Annotated in this window: 17 protein-coding genes and 2 pseudogenes; 8 read left to right on the forward strand and 11 right to left on the reverse strand. The window is 36.6% G+C overall.

The features are described 5' to 3' along the window. From tnpA to NSQ44_RS18680, 10 genes are all read right to left on the reverse strand, one after another. Positions 1-291, reverse strand: a 291-nt coding sequence (gene tnpA, locus NSQ44_RS18635) for an IS200/IS605 family transposase (protein WP_340858407.1), incomplete at its 3' end; no start/stop codon positions are given. A gap of 256 nt (positions 292-547) precedes the next feature. Further along, positions 548-1,462 carry a tetratricopeptide repeat protein gene (locus NSQ44_RS18640; protein ID WP_340858351.1) on the reverse strand — a complete coding sequence of 305 codons (915 nt, stop codon included), beginning with the start codon at positions 1,460-1,462 and terminating at the stop codon, positions 548-550. 151 nt (positions 1,463-1,613) lie between these two features. Then, positions 1,614-2,342, reverse strand: a complete 729-nt coding sequence (locus NSQ44_RS18645; RefSeq protein ID WP_340858352.1) for a glycerophosphodiester phosphodiesterase — start codon at positions 2,340-2,342, stop codon at positions 1,614-1,616. 19 nt (positions 2,343-2,361) lie between these two features. Beyond that, on the reverse strand, positions 2,362-3,186 hold the full coding sequence (locus NSQ44_RS18650; RefSeq protein WP_340858353.1) for an inositol monophosphatase family protein: 825 nt from the start codon (positions 3,184-3,186) through the stop codon (positions 2,362-2,364). A gap of 24 nt (positions 3,187-3,210) precedes the next feature. Continuing rightward, a complete protein-coding gene (locus NSQ44_RS18655; protein ID WP_340858354.1) occupies positions 3,211-4,320 on the reverse strand; it encodes an ABC transporter ATP-binding protein in 1,110 nt (369 codons plus the stop codon). Next, positions 4,317-5,213, reverse strand: coding sequence for a carbohydrate ABC transporter permease (locus NSQ44_RS18660; RefSeq protein ID WP_340858356.1), 897 nt, complete (start codon positions 5,211-5,213; stop codon positions 4,317-4,319). Before NSQ44_RS18660 ends, NSQ44_RS18655 begins: the two co-directional genes overlap by 4 nt. Before the next feature lie 16 nt (positions 5,214-5,229). Next, the gene (locus NSQ44_RS18665; RefSeq protein ID WP_340858357.1) at positions 5,230-6,126 is read right to left on the reverse strand and encodes a carbohydrate ABC transporter permease; all 897 of its coding nucleotides are present in this window, start codon (positions 6,124-6,126) and stop codon (positions 5,230-5,232) included. A 60-nt stretch (positions 6,127-6,186) separates the two neighbouring features. Next, positions 6,187-7,578, reverse strand: a complete 1,392-nt coding sequence (locus NSQ44_RS18670) for a sugar ABC transporter substrate-binding protein (protein ID WP_340858358.1) — start codon at positions 7,576-7,578, stop codon at positions 6,187-6,189. Between the two features lie 442 nt (positions 7,579-8,020). Next, a complete protein-coding gene (locus NSQ44_RS18675) occupies positions 8,021-9,046 on the reverse strand; it encodes a LacI family DNA-binding transcriptional regulator (RefSeq protein ID WP_340858359.1) in 1,026 nt (341 codons plus the stop codon). Positions 9,047-9,234: 188 nt separating this feature from the next. After that, on the reverse strand, positions 9,235-9,369 hold the full coding sequence (locus NSQ44_RS18680) for a hypothetical protein (RefSeq protein ID WP_264467635.1): 135 nt from the start codon (positions 9,367-9,369) through the stop codon (positions 9,235-9,237). Positions 9,370-9,455: 86 nt separating this feature from the next. Between NSQ44_RS18680 and tnpB (NSQ44_RS18685) the strand changes: the two genes are divergently transcribed. Then, complete coding sequence (gene tnpB / locus NSQ44_RS18685) at positions 9,456-10,574, forward strand: IS200/IS605 family element RNA-guided endonuclease TnpB (protein ID WP_340858360.1); 1,119 nt, start codon at positions 9,456-9,458, stop codon at positions 10,572-10,574. Positions 10,575-10,889: 315 nt separating this feature from the next. Here the strand turns inward: tnpB (NSQ44_RS18685) and NSQ44_RS18690 are convergent, their stop codons facing one another. Further along, the gene (locus NSQ44_RS18690) at positions 10,890-11,408 is read right to left on the reverse strand and encodes a hypothetical protein (RefSeq protein WP_340858361.1); all 519 of its coding nucleotides are present in this window, start codon (positions 11,406-11,408) and stop codon (positions 10,890-10,892) included. A 164-nt stretch (positions 11,409-11,572) separates the two neighbouring features. Between NSQ44_RS18690 and NSQ44_RS18695 the strand changes: the two genes are divergently transcribed. From NSQ44_RS18695 to iscB, 7 genes and pseudogenes are all read left to right on the forward strand, one after another. Continuing rightward, positions 11,573-11,767, forward strand: coding sequence for a hypothetical protein (locus NSQ44_RS18695; protein ID WP_340858362.1), 195 nt, complete (start codon positions 11,573-11,575; stop codon positions 11,765-11,767). A 583-nt stretch (positions 11,768-12,350) separates the two neighbouring features. Beyond that, a complete protein-coding gene (locus tag NSQ44_RS18700; RefSeq protein ID WP_340858363.1) occupies positions 12,351-13,319 on the forward strand; it encodes a hypothetical protein in 969 nt (322 codons plus the stop codon). 130 nt (positions 13,320-13,449) lie between these two features. Then, positions 13,450-13,809, forward strand: coding sequence for a MerR family transcriptional regulator (locus NSQ44_RS19145; RefSeq protein ID WP_445659545.1), 360 nt, complete (start codon positions 13,450-13,452; stop codon positions 13,807-13,809). Then, positions 13,793-14,065, forward strand: a pseudogene (locus tag NSQ44_RS18710) (RNA-guided endonuclease InsQ/TnpB family protein); the annotation flags it as partial. The gene NSQ44_RS19145 and the pseudogene NSQ44_RS18710, both read left to right, overlap by 17 nt. Positions 14,066-15,109: 1,044 nt before the next feature. After that, positions 15,110-16,234 (forward strand): IS200/IS605 family element RNA-guided endonuclease TnpB, encoded by a 1,125-nt coding sequence (gene tnpB / locus NSQ44_RS18715; protein WP_340858364.1) that lies wholly within the window; start codon positions 15,110-15,112, stop codon positions 16,232-16,234. 91 nt (positions 16,235-16,325) lie between these two features. Further along, positions 16,326-16,580, forward strand: a pseudogene (locus NSQ44_RS18720) (M23 family metallopeptidase); the annotation flags it as partial. 508 nt (positions 16,581-17,088) lie between these two features. Next, positions 17,089-18,393 carry an RNA-guided endonuclease IscB gene (gene iscB, locus NSQ44_RS18725; RefSeq protein ID WP_340858365.1) on the forward strand — a complete coding sequence of 435 codons (1,305 nt, stop codon included), beginning with the start codon at positions 17,089-17,091 and terminating at the stop codon, positions 18,391-18,393. Positions 18,394-18,422: the final 29 nt, after the last annotated feature.

The raw sequence follows: 18,422 nt of genomic DNA on the forward strand, positions 1-18,422 counted from the left end.
CCAAAAATGTTGAGAAAGATATTCGTTATGCTTTTGCCATATTCGATAGGTTGTAAGTTGCTTCAATAATCTAACGATTTCAAGAATGCTCCATTTCGGAGAATAACGAATCAAAATATGAATATGGTCTTGGTCTATTTCTTGCTCGATAATTTGCCAACCATAACGATTAGATATAGATTCGATTTCGGTTTTAATATCATCACCAACTTTTAATAATAACTTTTTTCGATACTTACAAACAAATATCAAATGGCACAAAAGTAAATGCTTACTGTGATTTTCAGAAATGTATTCTTAAGCAGAAAATGCTATAACACACTAATGAAAATATCCTTTCATCAGTTAGCTCCTTTATGATTCTAAAATGATAGGTTTTCGCACATTTCTACGAAACGATATTTTTTGTATAACTGCCCGGCGCAGCTTCTTCCCTGCATCTTTCATCTCATCTATTTAGATCCCCCTGTTCCACAATCAAAAGACACAATGTCAGATGGCAAAAATCTTCTTTGAATATCGTTAACGGAAACATAAATGCGCCTTGTCACGCTATAGACTGAAAGAAACGGTCAGGCCATTCCATTTTAGGATGGAAATTATAGCGCAAGCATTCTGTAAATATTACGGCATTTACCCATCTGGTTTTATACATAAGCGGTTTTTTATTCAGCCATTCTAATGGATCTACCTCGACTGAAAAATCGGTATATTCCTCAAAAGTGCCTTCAAACCCTTTGGGCCAAAATCTCTTTAATGGGTGGGAAGGTACACGGCCTCCGTTTTTTACATGTTCATAAGTTTCTTTAAGCCAATGAGGCAATGTAACGCCTGTTAGTGGCTCTTTCATGTTTTCCCATCCACAAAAAAGCGAACCATGCTTTCCCCATTCAATTCTAATAATGGCTCTCTGCTGATTACTATGTGCTTCTTTCACAGCATCCTCCGACTTTAAAACACGGGAGTGGAACCAGCACATAACATTGGTCACGACTTCTGTTTTCTGATCATATTCAATCCAAATCTCTTCGTGATCGCACGGTTCATAATCATCAGGAAAATCATAGTCATCTTCCCAAAACAGATGATAGCCGATTATAGGCTTAGTCGGATGATGTACTGCAACAACGTCTTTTAGCGGAAAACATTCTTTTGGATTCATCAACAATATTGGACAAAATTTTTGAATCAGCCGTTCTTCCATTTCAGTAAGCGGGAGCAGCGGATCCATCTCTAATACTTTACGGTACTGTTCTCCTGCTTTGCGTACATGACCATCTAAATGTAAGAACTCTGCCAGCTGTGACACATAACTAACATTATTAGGATCTGCCTTGATTAAAAACTCCAGCTGAGAAATCGCCAATTGATAAAAATCAGCGCCAGAAATCCTTTCCCCCTTAACTAACTCTGTGATTTCCCCATTTCTTTTCTTCCATTCATACAAAAACGTATCTATCAAATGAATGCCCCCCTAAAATTCCTTAGATATAAATGCAACTTAATATTTCGTCTTTTGCACTTTTTATCAAAAGATTTTTCGACTGACGAAGGCAAGTCGATGATTTACCGACAGTCGAAAAAATGGATTACAAGAAGTAGAATTTTCAAATTTAACTTATATATTGCTGATCCCTTAACTCCACTAGTGCGCTTACTTCATTGCTCGTAATGGAATGGACGCCCATCCCTAAAAACCTTTCCATTGCATGAGAATCATCGATCGTCCATACTAAAACGGGAAGACAGCGAAACATAGCATAATCGATTAATTCTTCCCGACATAAGTGATAATTGATGTTTATTCCACAGCACGAGGCAGCAATAGCATCCTGGCAAGTTTCCTTGATAAACGACTCATAATCCCCCTTATAAGTTTCATACAGGCTCACACTTGCATTTAACAAAACTTGATACGGACGGTGACGTTTCTTCAAATGAAACGCTCTTTCCTTGTCGCAGCCGGTTATGATCGTATAATCCCTCATATTATGCTTTTCAACCATTTCAATCATTGGATCGATAACTTTATCTTCTTTTACGTCCAGATTAATTACCCGGTGATATTCTTTGACAATCGGCAAAACCTCCTCCAGCCGAATGATCTCGTTACATTTGGCTAGATGATTCAGTTCCTCAAATAATAAATCTTGAACCCGTCTCATTCCCCTTGGAGTCATGACTTCTTCATCGTGCAAAAGAACAACCACCCCATCCTTTGTAGACCGAACATCCACTTCAATGATATCTGCTCCCGCCTTTAATCCTTCCAATACAGAATGAATGGAATTGGGCGGTGTATTCATGCAGCCGGTATGAGCAGTAATTAACGGTTTTTTCAAAATTATCACACCCGTTTTTTCATAGCTTGATTGTTTTCATTAATTCATCGTGGATTTTTCCGTTGGAAGCGATAAGAGAATCATGAAAAAGTTGATAAGGATTCCCATCTTTATCCGTGACCTGTCCCCCGGCTTCTGCCAGAACTAAAATCCCTGCAGCTGTATCCCACGGATTGAGGCCTTCATGCCAGAATCCAGTAATCTTTCCCGATGCAACCAAACATAAATCCAAGCTTGCCGCACCGAACATGCGAATGTTGCGGCTCTTCCCTGCTAACTTATCGATTTGCTGAATGACCCGAGATCCTGATTGAAAATCACTGGCCTGAAACCCTGTTGCTACAACTGCTTCAGCCAATGTTGACTCTTCTCCAACTCGGATAGGGCGTCCGTTCAAATAAGCCCCAAATGACTTTCTTGCCGCATAAAGATCGCCAGTGATCGGATTGAATACAACACCAATTATAGGTTTTCCGTCCTTTACGACTCCGAGCGAAACGGAGAAATGAGGAATGTTGTGAATGAAATTGGTCGTGCCATCAATCGGATCGATGATCCAGCCATAACCCGAATCATGATTTTTCAGCACTTCATATGCATTGTCCTGACCACAATTCTCCTCCGATAAAATCCAATGGTCAGGATAATCTTCTTGAATTTTTCCACGCAGAAAATCCTCACTCAACTTATCAACCTCAGTCACAAGGTCGAAAGCATTCTTTTTTGGCTTAATTTTCCCTTTGTTTCCTAAGTGGCACTTGATCAATCGACCGGCTTGCAATGCATATTCAATCGCTGCGTCATACAAAGCTTGTTCCGAATCCTGTTTCATTTTTATTGCCATTTTTCTTTCATCCTTCACTCCTGACTATGAAACGAATTCCTTGACTTGTTCTTGATTCGCATGTTCATTTTTCAAACTTCTTCCTGTCGCCGCATCAAACAAATGAATGGCTGAAATATCGGCTGATATTTCGATTTCACGGCCATATTCCATTCTAGTGTTTGGTTCAACAAAAAAGCGAACCTGTTCATTGCCGATTTTTACATTGACGATTTGTGAATGGCCGATCGGCTCAACCATATTTACTGTACCTTTAAAACGGATATCCCCGCTGTTTCCCAATTTTAAATCGTGCGGACGAATTCCAACATTTACGTCTGTTTCTCCACCATGAAAATGGAGGAACTCGCGATCTAATTCAATGGTCATGTTTTGTAAATGAAGCCGTCTGTTCGATAGTTTTCCTTTCAGAAAGTTCATCGGAGGCGTTCCGATAAACTGAGCGACAAAATAATCTTTCGGATGCTTATATAATTCCATCGGCGTACTGTACTGAATGATTTTCCCCTCTTTCATGACCGCTATACGGTCAGCCATCGTCATCGCTTCTTCCTGGTCATGGGTAACCAAAATGGTGGTGATGCCCAATTGTTTTTGGATGCGGGAAATTTCCTCTCTCATTTCAATTTTTAATCTGGCATCAAGATTGGACATCGGCTCATCCAACAACAGCACCTTTGGTTTTTTCACGATGGCCCGCGCCAAAGCAACACGCTGCTGCTGACCTCCAGATAATTCGCTTGGCTTTCGATCTAATAAATGCCCAAGCTGCACCATTTCAGCCGCCTGTTTCGCCCGCTTGATCCGTTCTTCTTTTGGAACTTTCTGTTGTTTCAATGGAAATGCGATATTATCTAAAACCGTCATATGCGGATATAAGGCATAACTTTGGAATACCATGCCGATATTTCGATCCTTTGGCTCTAAATCATTGACAAGCTGGCCGTCAAAATAAATTTCACCGCTGTCTGGTTTATAAATTCCAGCAATCATAAGCATCGTTGTAGACTTTCCGCAGCCGCTCGGTCCAAGGAGAGCAACAAACTCCCCGTCTTCAATCGTCAAACTCAAATTATCAATCGTATTCGTTTTTTTATTGAATGATTTACAAATATTTTTTAACTCGATTTTCATACTCTCTTCCCTCCTCCAACACTTACCTGCATCAATGATTTTTGCGTAAAAATGAAAAACAGTAAGACCGGCAACATATAAAATAGCGATACAGCACTTAATAGCCCGTAATTAACCAAATTTGGATCACTGATTAATCTTTGGAGATAAGAGGACAAAGTGACATTTTCATCACTTAAAATAAACGTGTATAATAGCAAAAATTCAGACCAACCAGATAAAAACGAAAAGATGCTAACCGCGGCAATTCCAGGCTTAATCAACGGAAGCACAATGGTAAACCAAACCTTCAAACGGCTGCACCCATCAATCAGTCCAGCCCACTCTACATCCCATGGCACATCATCAAAAAATCCTTTTACAATCCACGCTGTCATAGGAATTTGCAGGGCTGTTTTCACTAATACAACTCCAAAAAGGGAATCAAACAACCCCATAAAATTCAAAATATAATACACCGCAATAAGCAAAGCGATACTCGGAAAAGCATGCAACAGCAACGTAGTCTTCATTAATGCCTGACGTCCCGGGAATTCGATGCGAGCTAAAGCATATCCGGCCATGACGCCGATGATGACTTCCAAGATAGTAAGGGTGCCTGAAAAAACGAAGGAATTCCAAGTTGCCGTCCAGATACTTGGGAGCGGGCTTCCTCCATGCTCCACGCTCGACCATAAAAACCGCCAGTTTTCTAATGTGAAATGAACAGGGATAAAACCGTATTTCATTTGTTCAAAAAAAGACCTTAACAAAAGCCACAAATACATTAAAATGACTGGCAGTGTAGTCAACCCTAAAACGCCATAAGCAATGATGTAAGGAATGCGCTTCTTCCATTTGGAAACAGGTGTAAGCACACGTTCTGTTTCCGTACGGTAACTGGTTGCTTCCATTTCAACAACCCCCTTCTTATTCGATTCTTGAAGAGCCCATCATTTTTTTCATGCCGAACAATTTCCACATGACAAATGAAAAGATCAATGCAACCAAAACAAGAACGAGCGAAATAGCAGAACCATAGCCAAATTCGAAATTCCGAAAAGCTTTATGATACGAATACAAAGCTAGTACTTCGCTCTCAAATAAAGGCCCACCGTTTGTAAGCAAGAGAATATATTCATAGGATGTAAGCAAAGACAAAAACTGCCATAGTGTCACAGACATTAGCGGCCAACGCACAGCCGGGATAATAATATCTTTAATGATCGACCATTGAGAAGCTCCATCTACGTTTGCGGCGTAGAACAAATCTTTTGGTATGGACTTAATGGCAGAGGAAAAAATAATCATCCCAAACGAAGCTCCAATTAATCCATTGGCTAAAATAACAGCAACCATCGGGTGAGTTGTCAGCCACTCCTTAGGCGGCATATGAAAGAGAGCTCGCAAACTATTTAACACTCCATATTCACTTGGATCAAAAAACCATAACCAAAGAAGCACATACACGACTGGCGGGGAAATTCGCGGCAGCATCCAAATCGTCCGAAAAAACAGACCAACGGATTCTTTTTGAATAAAGTAGGTTGTCAAAATGCCTAAAACCAGACCAAAAAACACATTAATCAATAATGTGAAACCGACGTAAATGACAGTGTTTTTTACAATCAACAAGATATTCGGATCGGTCACAAGCTTTTGAAAGTTCGCCAATCCGTTAAAATCCCACCTCATGGCAGAATCCATACTGGTAAATGCCAATATGGCTATTAATACAACAGGGAGAAAAAAGAAAAGGAAGATCAGAACGATAAATGGACCAAGCATAATGGCGGGCAACTTCCACTTTTTTAAAACAGATCCCACTTTTCTAACCTCCTTTAAAGATGATACCTGGCAAGCATACGCCAGGTACCACCCACCTTTTTATTCAACAATCTTTAACTGATCGCCAAGGTCGTTTTTCAACTGTACTTCTAAATCTTTTAACGCTTCTTTCGGCGTTTTCTTTCCAAGCTCTACTGCTTGAATGGCATCAAATACTGCTTTGGAATACTTAGGGAATCCTTCATGGTTCGGAAGGAATGTCGTATATTCAAGCATGTATGTTACATTTCCCAATGTTTCATTTGCTTTAAAGTCCGGGTGTTCTGCAGCGCTTTTTGTGACAGGAAGATGGAACGTCTTTACATCATGCTCCGCTTGAAGTGCAGAATCAGCCACAAGTTCCAACAAACGTTTCACTAATTCAGGATGTTCTGTTTGCGATGAAACGGTATATACGAATGGGTGAGAAAGAGTAATTGGTTTTCCGCCTTTTTCTGCTGCAGGAATAAGCATCATGCCAAAGTGCTCATTGACCCATTTTTCATCCACTTTGCCCAATTTTTCGTGGAAATTGTCTTGACCCCAGTTAAATACGTTCCAAATGCCGCCGTAGTAGAACAACGCCTTCCCGTTTACTACCGTCTTGTGAATATTGCTCCATTCCATTTGAGTAAGATTGTCAGGTATTAATTTTTTCTGCGCAATTTCATAGTAATAATTCAACTGTTTTTCAACGGCTTTTTTATCTAATACAACTTTATTTTCTTCAGGGTCATATAATTTTCCGCCAAAATTGTAAACCATCACATGAAAATCAGGACCATCTACTGGACGGTGGATAATGCCAAATTGCACCAATCCTTTTGCTTTCGCTTCTTCAGCCAATTTTGTCGTATCATCCAGTGTAAATTCGCCGTTCTTTACTTTTTCCGGAAGATTATTAATTTGTTCTTCGCTCCAGCCAAGCTTTCTCAAAACATCCTTATTGTAGAAAACAGGACGTGCTTCCGTATCTTGCAAAGCCCCCCAAATATGACCTTTATATGTTACAGAATCCCATAGAGTTGGAAATACATCAGAATATTCTTTAGATTTTTTTAGTTCATCTAAAGGAAGTATATAATTTCCATCCGCTAACCAACCGATGTTTTCATGCACTGTCGCATAAATATCAGGCTCTTTTTTGGCCTTGAAAGCTAACATAAATTGTTTGGCATATTCTTCCCAACTTCCTTCAAATAAGTTTGTTTTGACTTTTACTCGAATATCTTTTCCTTGTTGTTTTAATTCTTCATTTAATTTTTCAGCCGCTTTTTCCAGATTTTCAACTCGAGTTATTTCTGGCGCAGCTGTTTGAGCTTCGATCGTTACTACTTTAGGCTTATCCGCATTTGACTCACTTCCAGCGGACTGATCAGTCTTTTCACAGCCAGAAAGAATTCCCATTGCAAGAATGAGCGTAGATAAGACACTTGCTGTAATTTTTTTCATCTTTTTCTCACCTCACACATGTTATTAATTAGGAAAATTCCTATTTAAAGCAGGGGAGTTGAGTATAAACCTATTACCTTATGGGAACGTTCCCACATAATAATCATTAATTTTCACTCTGGAATATAAGTTAAGTTAGTCTGGGAACGTTCCCACATAACATTTATTCCTTTCCATTAAACTAGCTTGTACCCCTTTACACTTTGATTATAAAGTGAAAATATTAAGCCTCTTTTATCAAAATGTTAAAATACTGCAAAAATATTTTAAGATGAATTAACAATTTACTATATCAACGTAAAAAATTCCCCTTACCGAACTTTATGGTTATAATCGATCCAAAACCAAAAAGTTCATGTCGGGGAATAACAATAACTAAGCTTGGAAAAGCGATATGTTACCTAGTAACTATCCTTATCCTTTTTCCAATTTCAGTCTTGATTTACTTGTGGGAAGATCCATTGGTCGATTCCCTTATAACGAGTTTCGGCTCATATTCGATCTTTAGCGGCTGTACATCCTTCTCTTTTTTTATTAATTGATCCAATAAAACAACCGCATCTTCACCCATTTTAACCTTATCAATATGAACCGTGGTCAATGATGGATGGAACATGTTCGAATAATCGATATTATCAAAACCTGCAACAGCTATATCATTAGGTATTTTCAGCCCTTTTTCCAATAGAAACTTCATGGCACCCATAGCCAGCATATCGTTTGTGGCAAAAAGAGCGGTTGGCTTTCTAGCTAGGAAGCGATCCCAAATATCAGACAGCCCTTTATAACCGTCATCGAATGTTGATGTCGGTGAAAAATAAATATCACTCATCGTAATTTCTCCGCCAAGCTCCCTAATACGCTGGCTAAAACCTTTAAAACGCAAGCTATGACTGCGATGATCCTGTGGTCCAGCAATCACGAAGATCCTCCGATGGCCTAATTGATACAAATGGTCGGCAACAAGACTTCCGCCTTTTCTATCATGATTGACAATCTGAATCACATCATCCTTTTCCATTGTTCCATTTACAATCACGTAAGGAACGTTAAACTTGTCGATATAACCAACTACTTCTTGATTAAGCCTGCTGATTAGAATAAGCCCGTCCACTCGTTTTTCCAGCATAAAATCTGCTGATTTTAAAGACACTTCCTTATCCGTTGTGACAAACACGGAATAGTGAAGATTTTTCGCTTTCATAAGAATGGCATCGAGGATTTTTCCATAGAAAGGGTGGGAAGCAATCGGATAGTGCTGCCGGTAGATGATGACCCCAATATTGTTAGTCCGTTGAGAAACCATTGCTCTTGCTACTGCGTTTGGTTTGTACTGCAGCTCCTCAATAGCTTTTAATACCTTCTCTCGTGCTTCCTGGCTTGCAAATCCTTTCCCCGAGATTACCCGCGAAACCGTTGACTTGGAAACTCCAGCCCGTGAAGCAATGTCTAAAATAGTGTAACTCAACGAAACAGCCCTCCATCTGTATATTATATTTTATTTGCGATGGCGTTACAAATTTAATGCATCACTCACCGTGTTACATGTAAGTGTACAGAGTTGGCATGCAATATCTTGTCTACCTTAGATTGTTTGGCACTGTAAAATTTTCAAGACGGACTCGATTTTTTATGTTCATTGATGCATGTATTCCATTATTTTTCTAAACCTTTACGAATTAATTCGTAAACTGCAACTGAAAAATTTTTAATATTGTTCTTTTTTTTGTACTCTTCGATTCTTGTTACTAAATCGACAGGAAATTTAATTAATTTTGGTATACGTTCCATTTTACAATCCTCCTCGGTATATACTATTGACATATATTTTAATTAAGTATATACTTTTAGTATATATTAAAGGAGGTGAAAAATCAATGGTTGTAAATAAAGCATATAAGTTTCGGCTCTATCCGAACAAAGAACAAGAAATATTAATTAATAAAACCTTTGGGTGCTGTCGATTTGTATTTAATCATTTTTTAGCAAAATGGGATAATACTTATAAAGAGGCAGGAAAAGGTTTGACTTATAATTCTTGTTCTGCTCAGTTAACACAATTAAAAAAAGAATTAACTTGGCTAAAAGAAGTGGATAGTATTGCACTTCAATCGTCATTAAAAAATCTTGCTGACGCTTATTCCCGTTTCTTCAAGAAACAAAACGATAAACCACGTTTTAAGTCCAAGAAAAATCCTATTCAGTCTTACACGACAAAGTATACAAATGGCAATATTGCTATTAATGGTAATAAAATCAAATTACCTAAACTTGGATGGATTCGTTTTGCAAAGAGTCGTGAAGTAGAAGGTCGCATTCTCAATGCAACAATTAGACGTAATCCAAGTGGAAAATATTTTGTATCCATTCTTGTAGAAACAGAAGTTCAGGAATTACCTAAAACTGACTCTGCTGTTGGCATAGATGTCGGCTTGAAAGAATTTGCTATTCTTTCAGATGGAACGATTTACTCTAATCCTAAGTTTTTTCGAAGATTAGAAGAAAAATTAGCAAAAGCACAACGGATTCTATCAAGACGTAAAAAAGGTGGCTCTAATTGGAATAAACAACGAATTAAAGTTGCTCGTATTCATGAAAAAATCACAAACGCTAGAAACGATTACTTGCATAAAATCTCCACCTATATTGTCAAAAACCACGACATTATCGGGATGGAAGATTTGTCTGTAAGTAATATGTTAAAAAATAACAATCTTGCTAAAGCAATTAGCGAAGTATCATGGTCACAATTTAGAACGATGTTAGAATACAAAGCGAAATGGTACGGAAAGCAAGTTGTTACCGTATCGAAAAATTTTCCATCCAGCCAGCTTTGTTCGTGCTGTGGCTACAAAAACAAAGACGTTAAAAATCTTGCATTGCGTGAATGGGTGTGTCCTAATTGTCATACCCATCATAACCGAGATATTAACGCAAGTTTAAATATTCGCAAGGAAGCCTTGCGATTAACCGTAGGAACTACGGGGATAGCCTAATCAATTAGAGTTCGGTAGAACTCTGTACTTAGGAATCCACTACGGCTTTAGCCTAGTGGTAGTTCAATTATTGAGTACAAAGCCGTGAAAAAAAGAAAAAGAGAAAAAGCCGGGGATTCGAACGAAAACCCGTTTCCTGAAAATCAGGATACGGAAACAACGAATACGGAAAATAAGGATAATAATAATACTAAAACTAATAATCCTAAGAAGAAAGTAAATAATAATATATATAAAGATTATATTGATGATGATAAGCGAACTTCTTCTAACGAAGGAATTTCGCCTATTTCTCATAACGATGATATGATTAATTTAAATTCCGTCAAACCATATATTGTATGTGTCAACAAACGGTTCAATTGCTTTTCCAGATTCAACACGGACTAACCATTTGGAATGGTCATATTCTTTTGTAGCCATCTGTACTAAAGAGATTTCTTTATGCGAAGGTAAGTAATCACAAGCGTTTAAAAGTATAACACCTAATGATGCCAGATACTCTTGAACGGAATCAATTTCTTTTCCGACAGGGACGGAAAAAGAGATTTCTCCATTGGAAAATTCAATAAGACCTTCTTTAACCTGAACATGAAAGGTTTTATCCATAAAAGAAGTGATCCATTTCATCATGTTAGGTGTTATTTCTAATTTTTCATTACAAAATGGACATGTATAGTGATCTATGAATAATTGACCGAGATCTTCTTTTGCATATGATGTACGGACAGGAAACATTAAATGGTAGTCACCGTTAACTCCAAGAAAATAACCACTTTTTTTCTTCAATTCATTTTCACACGAATTACAACCAATTAGCAATTTTGATTTCAAAAAATCACCACTCCATTTTAATTTTATTTTTTAGATCGACTGGTTGCAAATGGATTTTTAGCCATCCTATCCATAAACTTGACATTTCCAACATTTTTTCCCTAGCAACCTTTCGGGAAAAATGCCTTTATTCAGTTTTCATCTGAGAGGTTCTACAATCGACCTTGAATGAAATTGTGCAGGGTAGATCAAAAAATCCAACCATAGAGACATTGAATAAAATTGCAAATGGATTTGGTATGACATTAGCCGAATTCTTTAAAGATGATGTTTTTCAAAAGGTTATTGAAGAAGAAACTACACCACTTAAACAGACTAGAAAATATGAATTTAAGAACTATATACCCCGAATTATTTGAAGAAAAATATCGAAATTAATAAAAATAACGAAAATTAAATAGATAAAAACACCCAATACACGTGTATTGGGTTCTATTAAAAAGTTTAGGATGATTTATCCATGAAAATTATACCAATTTAATTTTTTTATTTCAAGAACATATGTTCTTTTTTTAATTTTAAAAAATGTTTTATAATATTATCTAGGTACATACAGATCCCGAAAACAAAAAAAGAAGCTCCTTGAAAGGAGCTAATATTGCAAAAAAGTTTTTAAATTTTTGATTGTACATTTCATTTAATAGAGTTAAAATAAAAAATAACTTAATAATGTTCGGGAAAAGAAAAAGAGCCTTAAAGCGTGTATAAAGATGCTGCCAACATCTTTATACCGTTCGTCGTGTCACCCCCACGACAAACACTTGCCTCAAGACTCTTTTGAAATTACTTTCATTCTATTCTTTAATTTTAATACATAGATGAAAGTATTTCAAGAGGTTGAATATTGTCATTTTATGTATTTTGAGCGCTTGTTTGTCGTACCCAAAACACGACAGGCAGGCGCTTTTTCCTTTCCTAAAAAATCAGGGAGGATGATACATAATGACAAAAGTTAGAAAGCTGAAGCGTGTGATCATTAAAGAAGAACTGGTAGCATTAACTGGCAAAGTGGAACATGCTATTGTTTTAAACCAATTCATTTATTGGTCGGAAAGAATCAAAGATGTCGATAATTATCTTAAAGAAGAGATGGAACGGGTTAGAAAATTTAGTGATGGAAGTATTGAAAATACTGAGGAAATAAAAGAAACCCTTTCTAATGGTTGGATATATAAAACAGCTGAAGAAATGAAAGATGAATGTATGTTTGAAAAATCAGTAACCACCATGGAAAGAATCATTAAAGATTTAGTCGACAAGGGATGGATCGACAGAAGAAGAAACCCAAAATATAAATGGGATAAAACATATCAATATAGAGTAAACATAGTCAAAATCCAACATGATTTGCTCCAATTGGGCTATTCGTTAGAGGGTTATAGTTTAGGAGATTTCCTAGAGGATACACATGACGATTCGAAACTTCAAAATGAAGGTTCGAACCTGCAAAATGATGATTCGAAACTTCAAAATGACGATTCGAAACTTCAAAATGAAGCATCAAAGCTTCAAAATGAAGGAGCAATACCAGAGATTACTACAGAGACTACTTCAGATAATATTGTTTCAATTGTTAACAAGGAAACTATGAAATATGTCTTTGAAAATATTTGCCATAAATTCTATCCAGAGTTTGCTCCTGGTCGATGGACTAAAAAACAGTGGATGAAATTGGTTGATAAATTCACAGACGAGCTAATACAAAATAAAGTTTACGAGATAGTTCCAAAAGAAAGATGGGAAAATTACATATTAGGAGCATTGAGAAAGATGGCTCATCACGTTGATTTTAGAAATCCTGAATATAGAGCCAATCTTTTCAATAACATGCCTACAACAAATCATGTTCCTCTTTATAACTGGCTTGATGAAAGAGATATGATCGAAGATGAAGACGATGAACCGTATTGATCTAGACAAATCTTTTTTGTTCTGATTTGTCGTTATTTGTATAAAGGATATCCAGTAATCAATGCTGAATAAGTAATTAATAGCAGTGAATAACTAACCTGTAGTATGTGATGAAATGAGGTGGTGAGTGGTGAAGAAATATTTAACTATAGCAGAGTTGGCGGAACAGGTAGATATTCCAAATAGTACCTGTAGAAGGTATTTAGCTAACTTTGAAACGTTTTTTGTAGCAAAAGGCGGAAACAGAGTAAAAAAATACGAAGAAACAGCTGTCCATATACTAAAACGGATTAAAGCTCTGTATGATGAAGGGCTGGAAACAAACGAAGTTCACAACGTACTTGTGAACGAATTTCCATTGGTGATAAGCACTGATGAATACCAGGGAAACCAACAAATTCCTAAAACTCCCAAGTTAGTAACCAGTGAAGATATAGCCGAAATTATGAACGTTCTTATACAACAAAAACAATTTAAATGTAACCATTAGACGAAATCCAAGTGGTAAATACTTTGTATCTATTTTAGTTGAAACAGAAGTTCAAGAATTATCTAAAACTAATTCTGCTATTGGAATTGATGTAGGATTAAAGGATTTCGCTATTTTGTCTAATGGAACGACTTATGCAAATCCTAAATTCTTCCGTAAATTAGAAGAAAAATTAGCAAAAGCACAACGTATTCTTTCTAGACGTACAAAAGGTAGTTCTAATTGGAATAAACAACGAATTAAAGTTGCTCGTATTCAAATATCTAATAGCTTATTAAATGACAATAAAGTTACCCTCGAAGCAAAAGCACTTTTAACCATCTTTCTGTCGAATAAAGAAAATTGGAAGATACAAATGAAAGAGATCATTAAGCGTTCAAAAAATGGGCGTGACGCTCATTATCGTGCATTAGATGAACTGATAGAACATGGTTATGTTGCCAGAGTAGAGATTAGAAATAAAAGTGGAGTAATTGAAAAAAGAGAATATATATTCTCTGACGATAAAGATGAAGTAAAACAAGAACTTAAAGAAATAAAACATTGGGCTGAAGAAAATGAAAAACAACTGATCGTTACATACTGTGTAAAAAAGGAAAAGAAAAAAAGAACTCGAAAAAAAGATAATGATCCAATTCCTGAAAATCAGGATATGGGGGTTCAACCATTTCCTGAAAATCCGAATCAGGTAAAACAGGATTCGGAAAATCCGAATACGGAAAATTCTAATCTGGGAAATCAGTACATTAAAAATAAAGAATTAAACAATACTAATTTAGATAATACTAATTTAGATAATACTATTTTTAATAATTCTTCTTCTTCTTTTGATAGAAAAAATAATATAGAAGAAACAGAAGAAGAAGAAAAAGAATTAATAATATCCTTGTGTAAAGAAAACATTGCTTATCAAGTTTTATTTGATCACTTACATAGAAAAGGGTTAGAAAAAGATACAATCGCCAATATTATATTAAATTGCCATAAAAACGGTTTAGATATATTCCATATATCTGACGTTGAAGCACAATATGAGTCTATGATGGAAAAAATACTACTAGGGGAAACTATATATGATTTTGCTGTGTACTTTGTAAATGGGCTAAAAAAACGTACTGAACAAGCTAATATTAGTAGAAAATATCAAATGAAAAAATTAGAAGAATATAAGATTGCTATTGATAAAAACATGCGAAGAGAGCCAATTTTTTATAATTGGTTAGAAGAATAATATAGATAAAAACCCCCTTTTTTAATTAAGTATATACTTTTAGTATATATTAAAGGAGGTGAAAAATCAATGATTGTAAATAAAGCATATAAGTTTCGGCTCTATCCGAACAAAGAACAAGAAATATTAATTAATAAAACCTTTGGGTGCTGTCGATTTGTATTTAATCATTTTTTAGCAAAATGGGATAATACTTATAAAGAGGCAGGAAAAGGTTTGACTTATAATTCTTGTTCTGCTCAGTTAACACAATTAAAAAAAGAATTAACTTGGCTAAAAGAAGTGGATAGTATTGCACTTCAATCGTCATTAAAAAATCTTGCTGACGCTTATTCCCGTTTCTTCAAGAAACAAAACGATAAACCACGTTTTAAGTCCAAGAAAAATCCTGTTCAGTCTTACACGACAAAGTATACAAATGACAATATTGCTATTGATGATAATAAAATCAAGCTGCCTAAACTTGGATGGATTCGTTTTGCAAAGAGTCATGAAGTAGAAGGTCGCATTCTCAATGCAACAATTAGACGTAATCTAAGTGGAAAATATTTTGTATCCATTCTTGTAGAAACAGAAGTTCAGGAATTACCTAAAACTGACTCTGCTGTTGGCATAGATGTCGGCTTGAAAGAATTTGCTATTCTTTCAGATGGAACGATTTACTCTAATCCTAAGTTTTTTCGAAGATTAGAAGAAAAATTAGCAAAAGCACAACGGATTCTATCAAGACGTAAAAAAGGTGGTTCTAATTGGAACAAACAACGAATTAAAGTTGCTCGTATTCATGAAAAAATCACAAACGCTAGAAACGATTACTTGCATAAAATCTCCACCTATATTGTCAAAAACCACGACATTATCGGGATGGAAGATTTGTCTGTAAGTAATATGTTAAAAAATAACAATCTTGCTAAAGCAATTAGCGAAGTATCATGGTCACAATTTAGAACGATGTTAGAATACAAAGCGAAATGGTACGGAAAGCAAGTTGTCACAGTAGCAAAAAACTTTCCATCCAGTCAGCTTTGTTCATGTTGTGGCTATAAAAATAAAGACGTTAAAAATCTTGGATTGCGTGAATGGGAGTGTCCTAATTGTCATACCCGTCATGACCGAGATATTAACGCAAGTATCAATATCAAAAATGAAGCCATAAGGCTTCTAACCGTAGGGACTACGGGGTTAGCCTACTAAATATCTGTTCGATAGAACGGAGTTCGTAGGAATCCCCCACTTCAAACAACCCGTAAGGGTGTTAAGTGGTGGGTAGTTCAAGGATGGAAAGGTTATATATTCCCAATACAACAACGGGGGATATGGTTATTTGGTGATTATTCAACATGAGAACAATATGAAAACTTATTACGCTCATTTACAAAAACAAGGAATTAGCAAAGGAACAAAGGTTAGAGCTGGACAAGTTATTGGATACATGGGATCAACAGGACGATCAACAGGGGTTCACCTTCATTTTGAGATTAGAATAAACGATCAACCAGTGAATCCGAGACCATATTTAAAAGAATGGATAGGAGAATAAGATTTGTAAACAAAAAATAAGTGGATCAAATCCTTGTCACATAAGCATTTATAAAGCTTGAAATACAGTTCGTGTAAACAGTTTTGTAAACACTTAAAAGCGTTGAAATATAAGCGTTTTTAAGTGTTTTTTCTAACTTTTTGTATACATTCTATCATTTGCAAGCTGTTTTCCTAGTTTAATTGTAAACATTTTATTTTAGTTTGATCTAAAAGATATTGAAATAATAACAATTTTACATGCTTACAAAACAATAGAAAGGACTGGGTCAACAACCCAACGACTAAAGTCGTGGGCTTGTAAGCCCCGTGTTGACCAGACCAAGGCTTGAAACAGAGTCTACGTTATAGATGTCATGACACGGTGGGGTGCTTCTCCAGCCCTATCCTCTGTCGTGCAAGGTTAAACAAGTGCGGTGGGTAGCACTAGTGCCTTGCACATGACAAGCATCTATAACTTGGTCGAGGAGAATATTACCTGCTTTATGCAGAGGAAAGGGGAAAACCCTATGGTTTTTGTATTAGACACAAACAAACGCCCGCTTGCTCCTTGTCACGAAGCGGTTGCAAGAAAGCTGTTGAAACAAGGGAAAGCGGCGATTTACAAACGGTTTCCATTCACCATCATTTTGAAAAAATCGGTGGATGTGTCAGAAATCAAAACAACATATCGATTGAAAATCGACTACGGAAGTAGACATACAGGATTAGCGATTGTACGAGGGCAGGAAGTAGTATGGTTAGGACAGCTTGACCATCGTACAGACATTAAGGAAAAAATGGATAAAAGACGTGCTTTTCGTCGAGCGAGACGAAATCGAAAAACGAGATATAGGGAGCCACGTTTTCTTAACCGCAGAAGAAAAGATGGGTGGTTTCCACCATCGTTAGAGAGTCGTGTGCAAAATATTCAAACATGGGTAGAGCGTTTAAGAAAGATATGTCCGATTGGATATATCTCGTACGAGAACGTAAAGTTTGATACGCAACTCATGCGAAATCCTGAAATCAGCGGCATTGAGTACCAGCAAGGAACGCTTCAAGGATACGAAGTAAGGGAATACTTGCTTGAAAAGTTTGGGAGAAAATGCTGTTATTGCGGAAAAGAAGGCATTCCGCTTGAAGTCGAGCATATCAATCCAAAATCAAGAGGCGGAACAGACCGAGTAGATAACCTTTGTCTTGCGTGTCGGGATTGCAATGAAAGAAAAGGAAAACAAACCGCAGAAGAGTTTGGATATCCACATATTCAAGAAATGGTTAAAGAAACGTTAAAAGACGCAAGCGCAGTAAATGCCACTCGATGGAAAGTATATGAAGTGTTAAAACAGAGTGGATGCGAAGTAGAGTGTGGAACAGGCGCAAGAACAAAAATGAACCGAATACGATTAGGGCTGCCGAAAACTCACTATTTTGATGCTTGTTGCGTAGGCAAGAGCACACCACTCCAATTGTATTTCAAAACAAAAGAAGTATTGTTTATCAAAGCAAAAGGACGTGGCAGTCGTTCTCGCACAAACCTAGACAAATATGGTTTCCCAAGGGGGTATCTCGCAAGACAAAAATTTTTCTTTGGTTTTCAAACAGGAGACATGGTTAAGGCGGTTGTTTCAAAAGGGAAATACAAAGGAGTGTGGTTTGGCGAAGTGGCATGTAGAAAAAGTGGAAGTTTTGATATCAAAGGCAAAGATGGGAAGCGCATCGCACAAGGAATCAGTTATAAACATATTCAAATTATTCAGCGATTTGATGGATATACTTATAGAAAGGAGGGAACGCAACTTGCGCAAGGTGCAATTCCTCTCCATGCCTAAAGGCAGGAGCTTCCTTGCAAAAGTTTCGT

The organism is Aeribacillus sp. FSL M8-0254 (assembly GCF_038008845.1).
Taxonomy (GTDB): domain Bacteria; phylum Bacillota; class Bacilli; order Bacillales; family Aeribacillaceae; genus Aeribacillus; species Aeribacillus composti.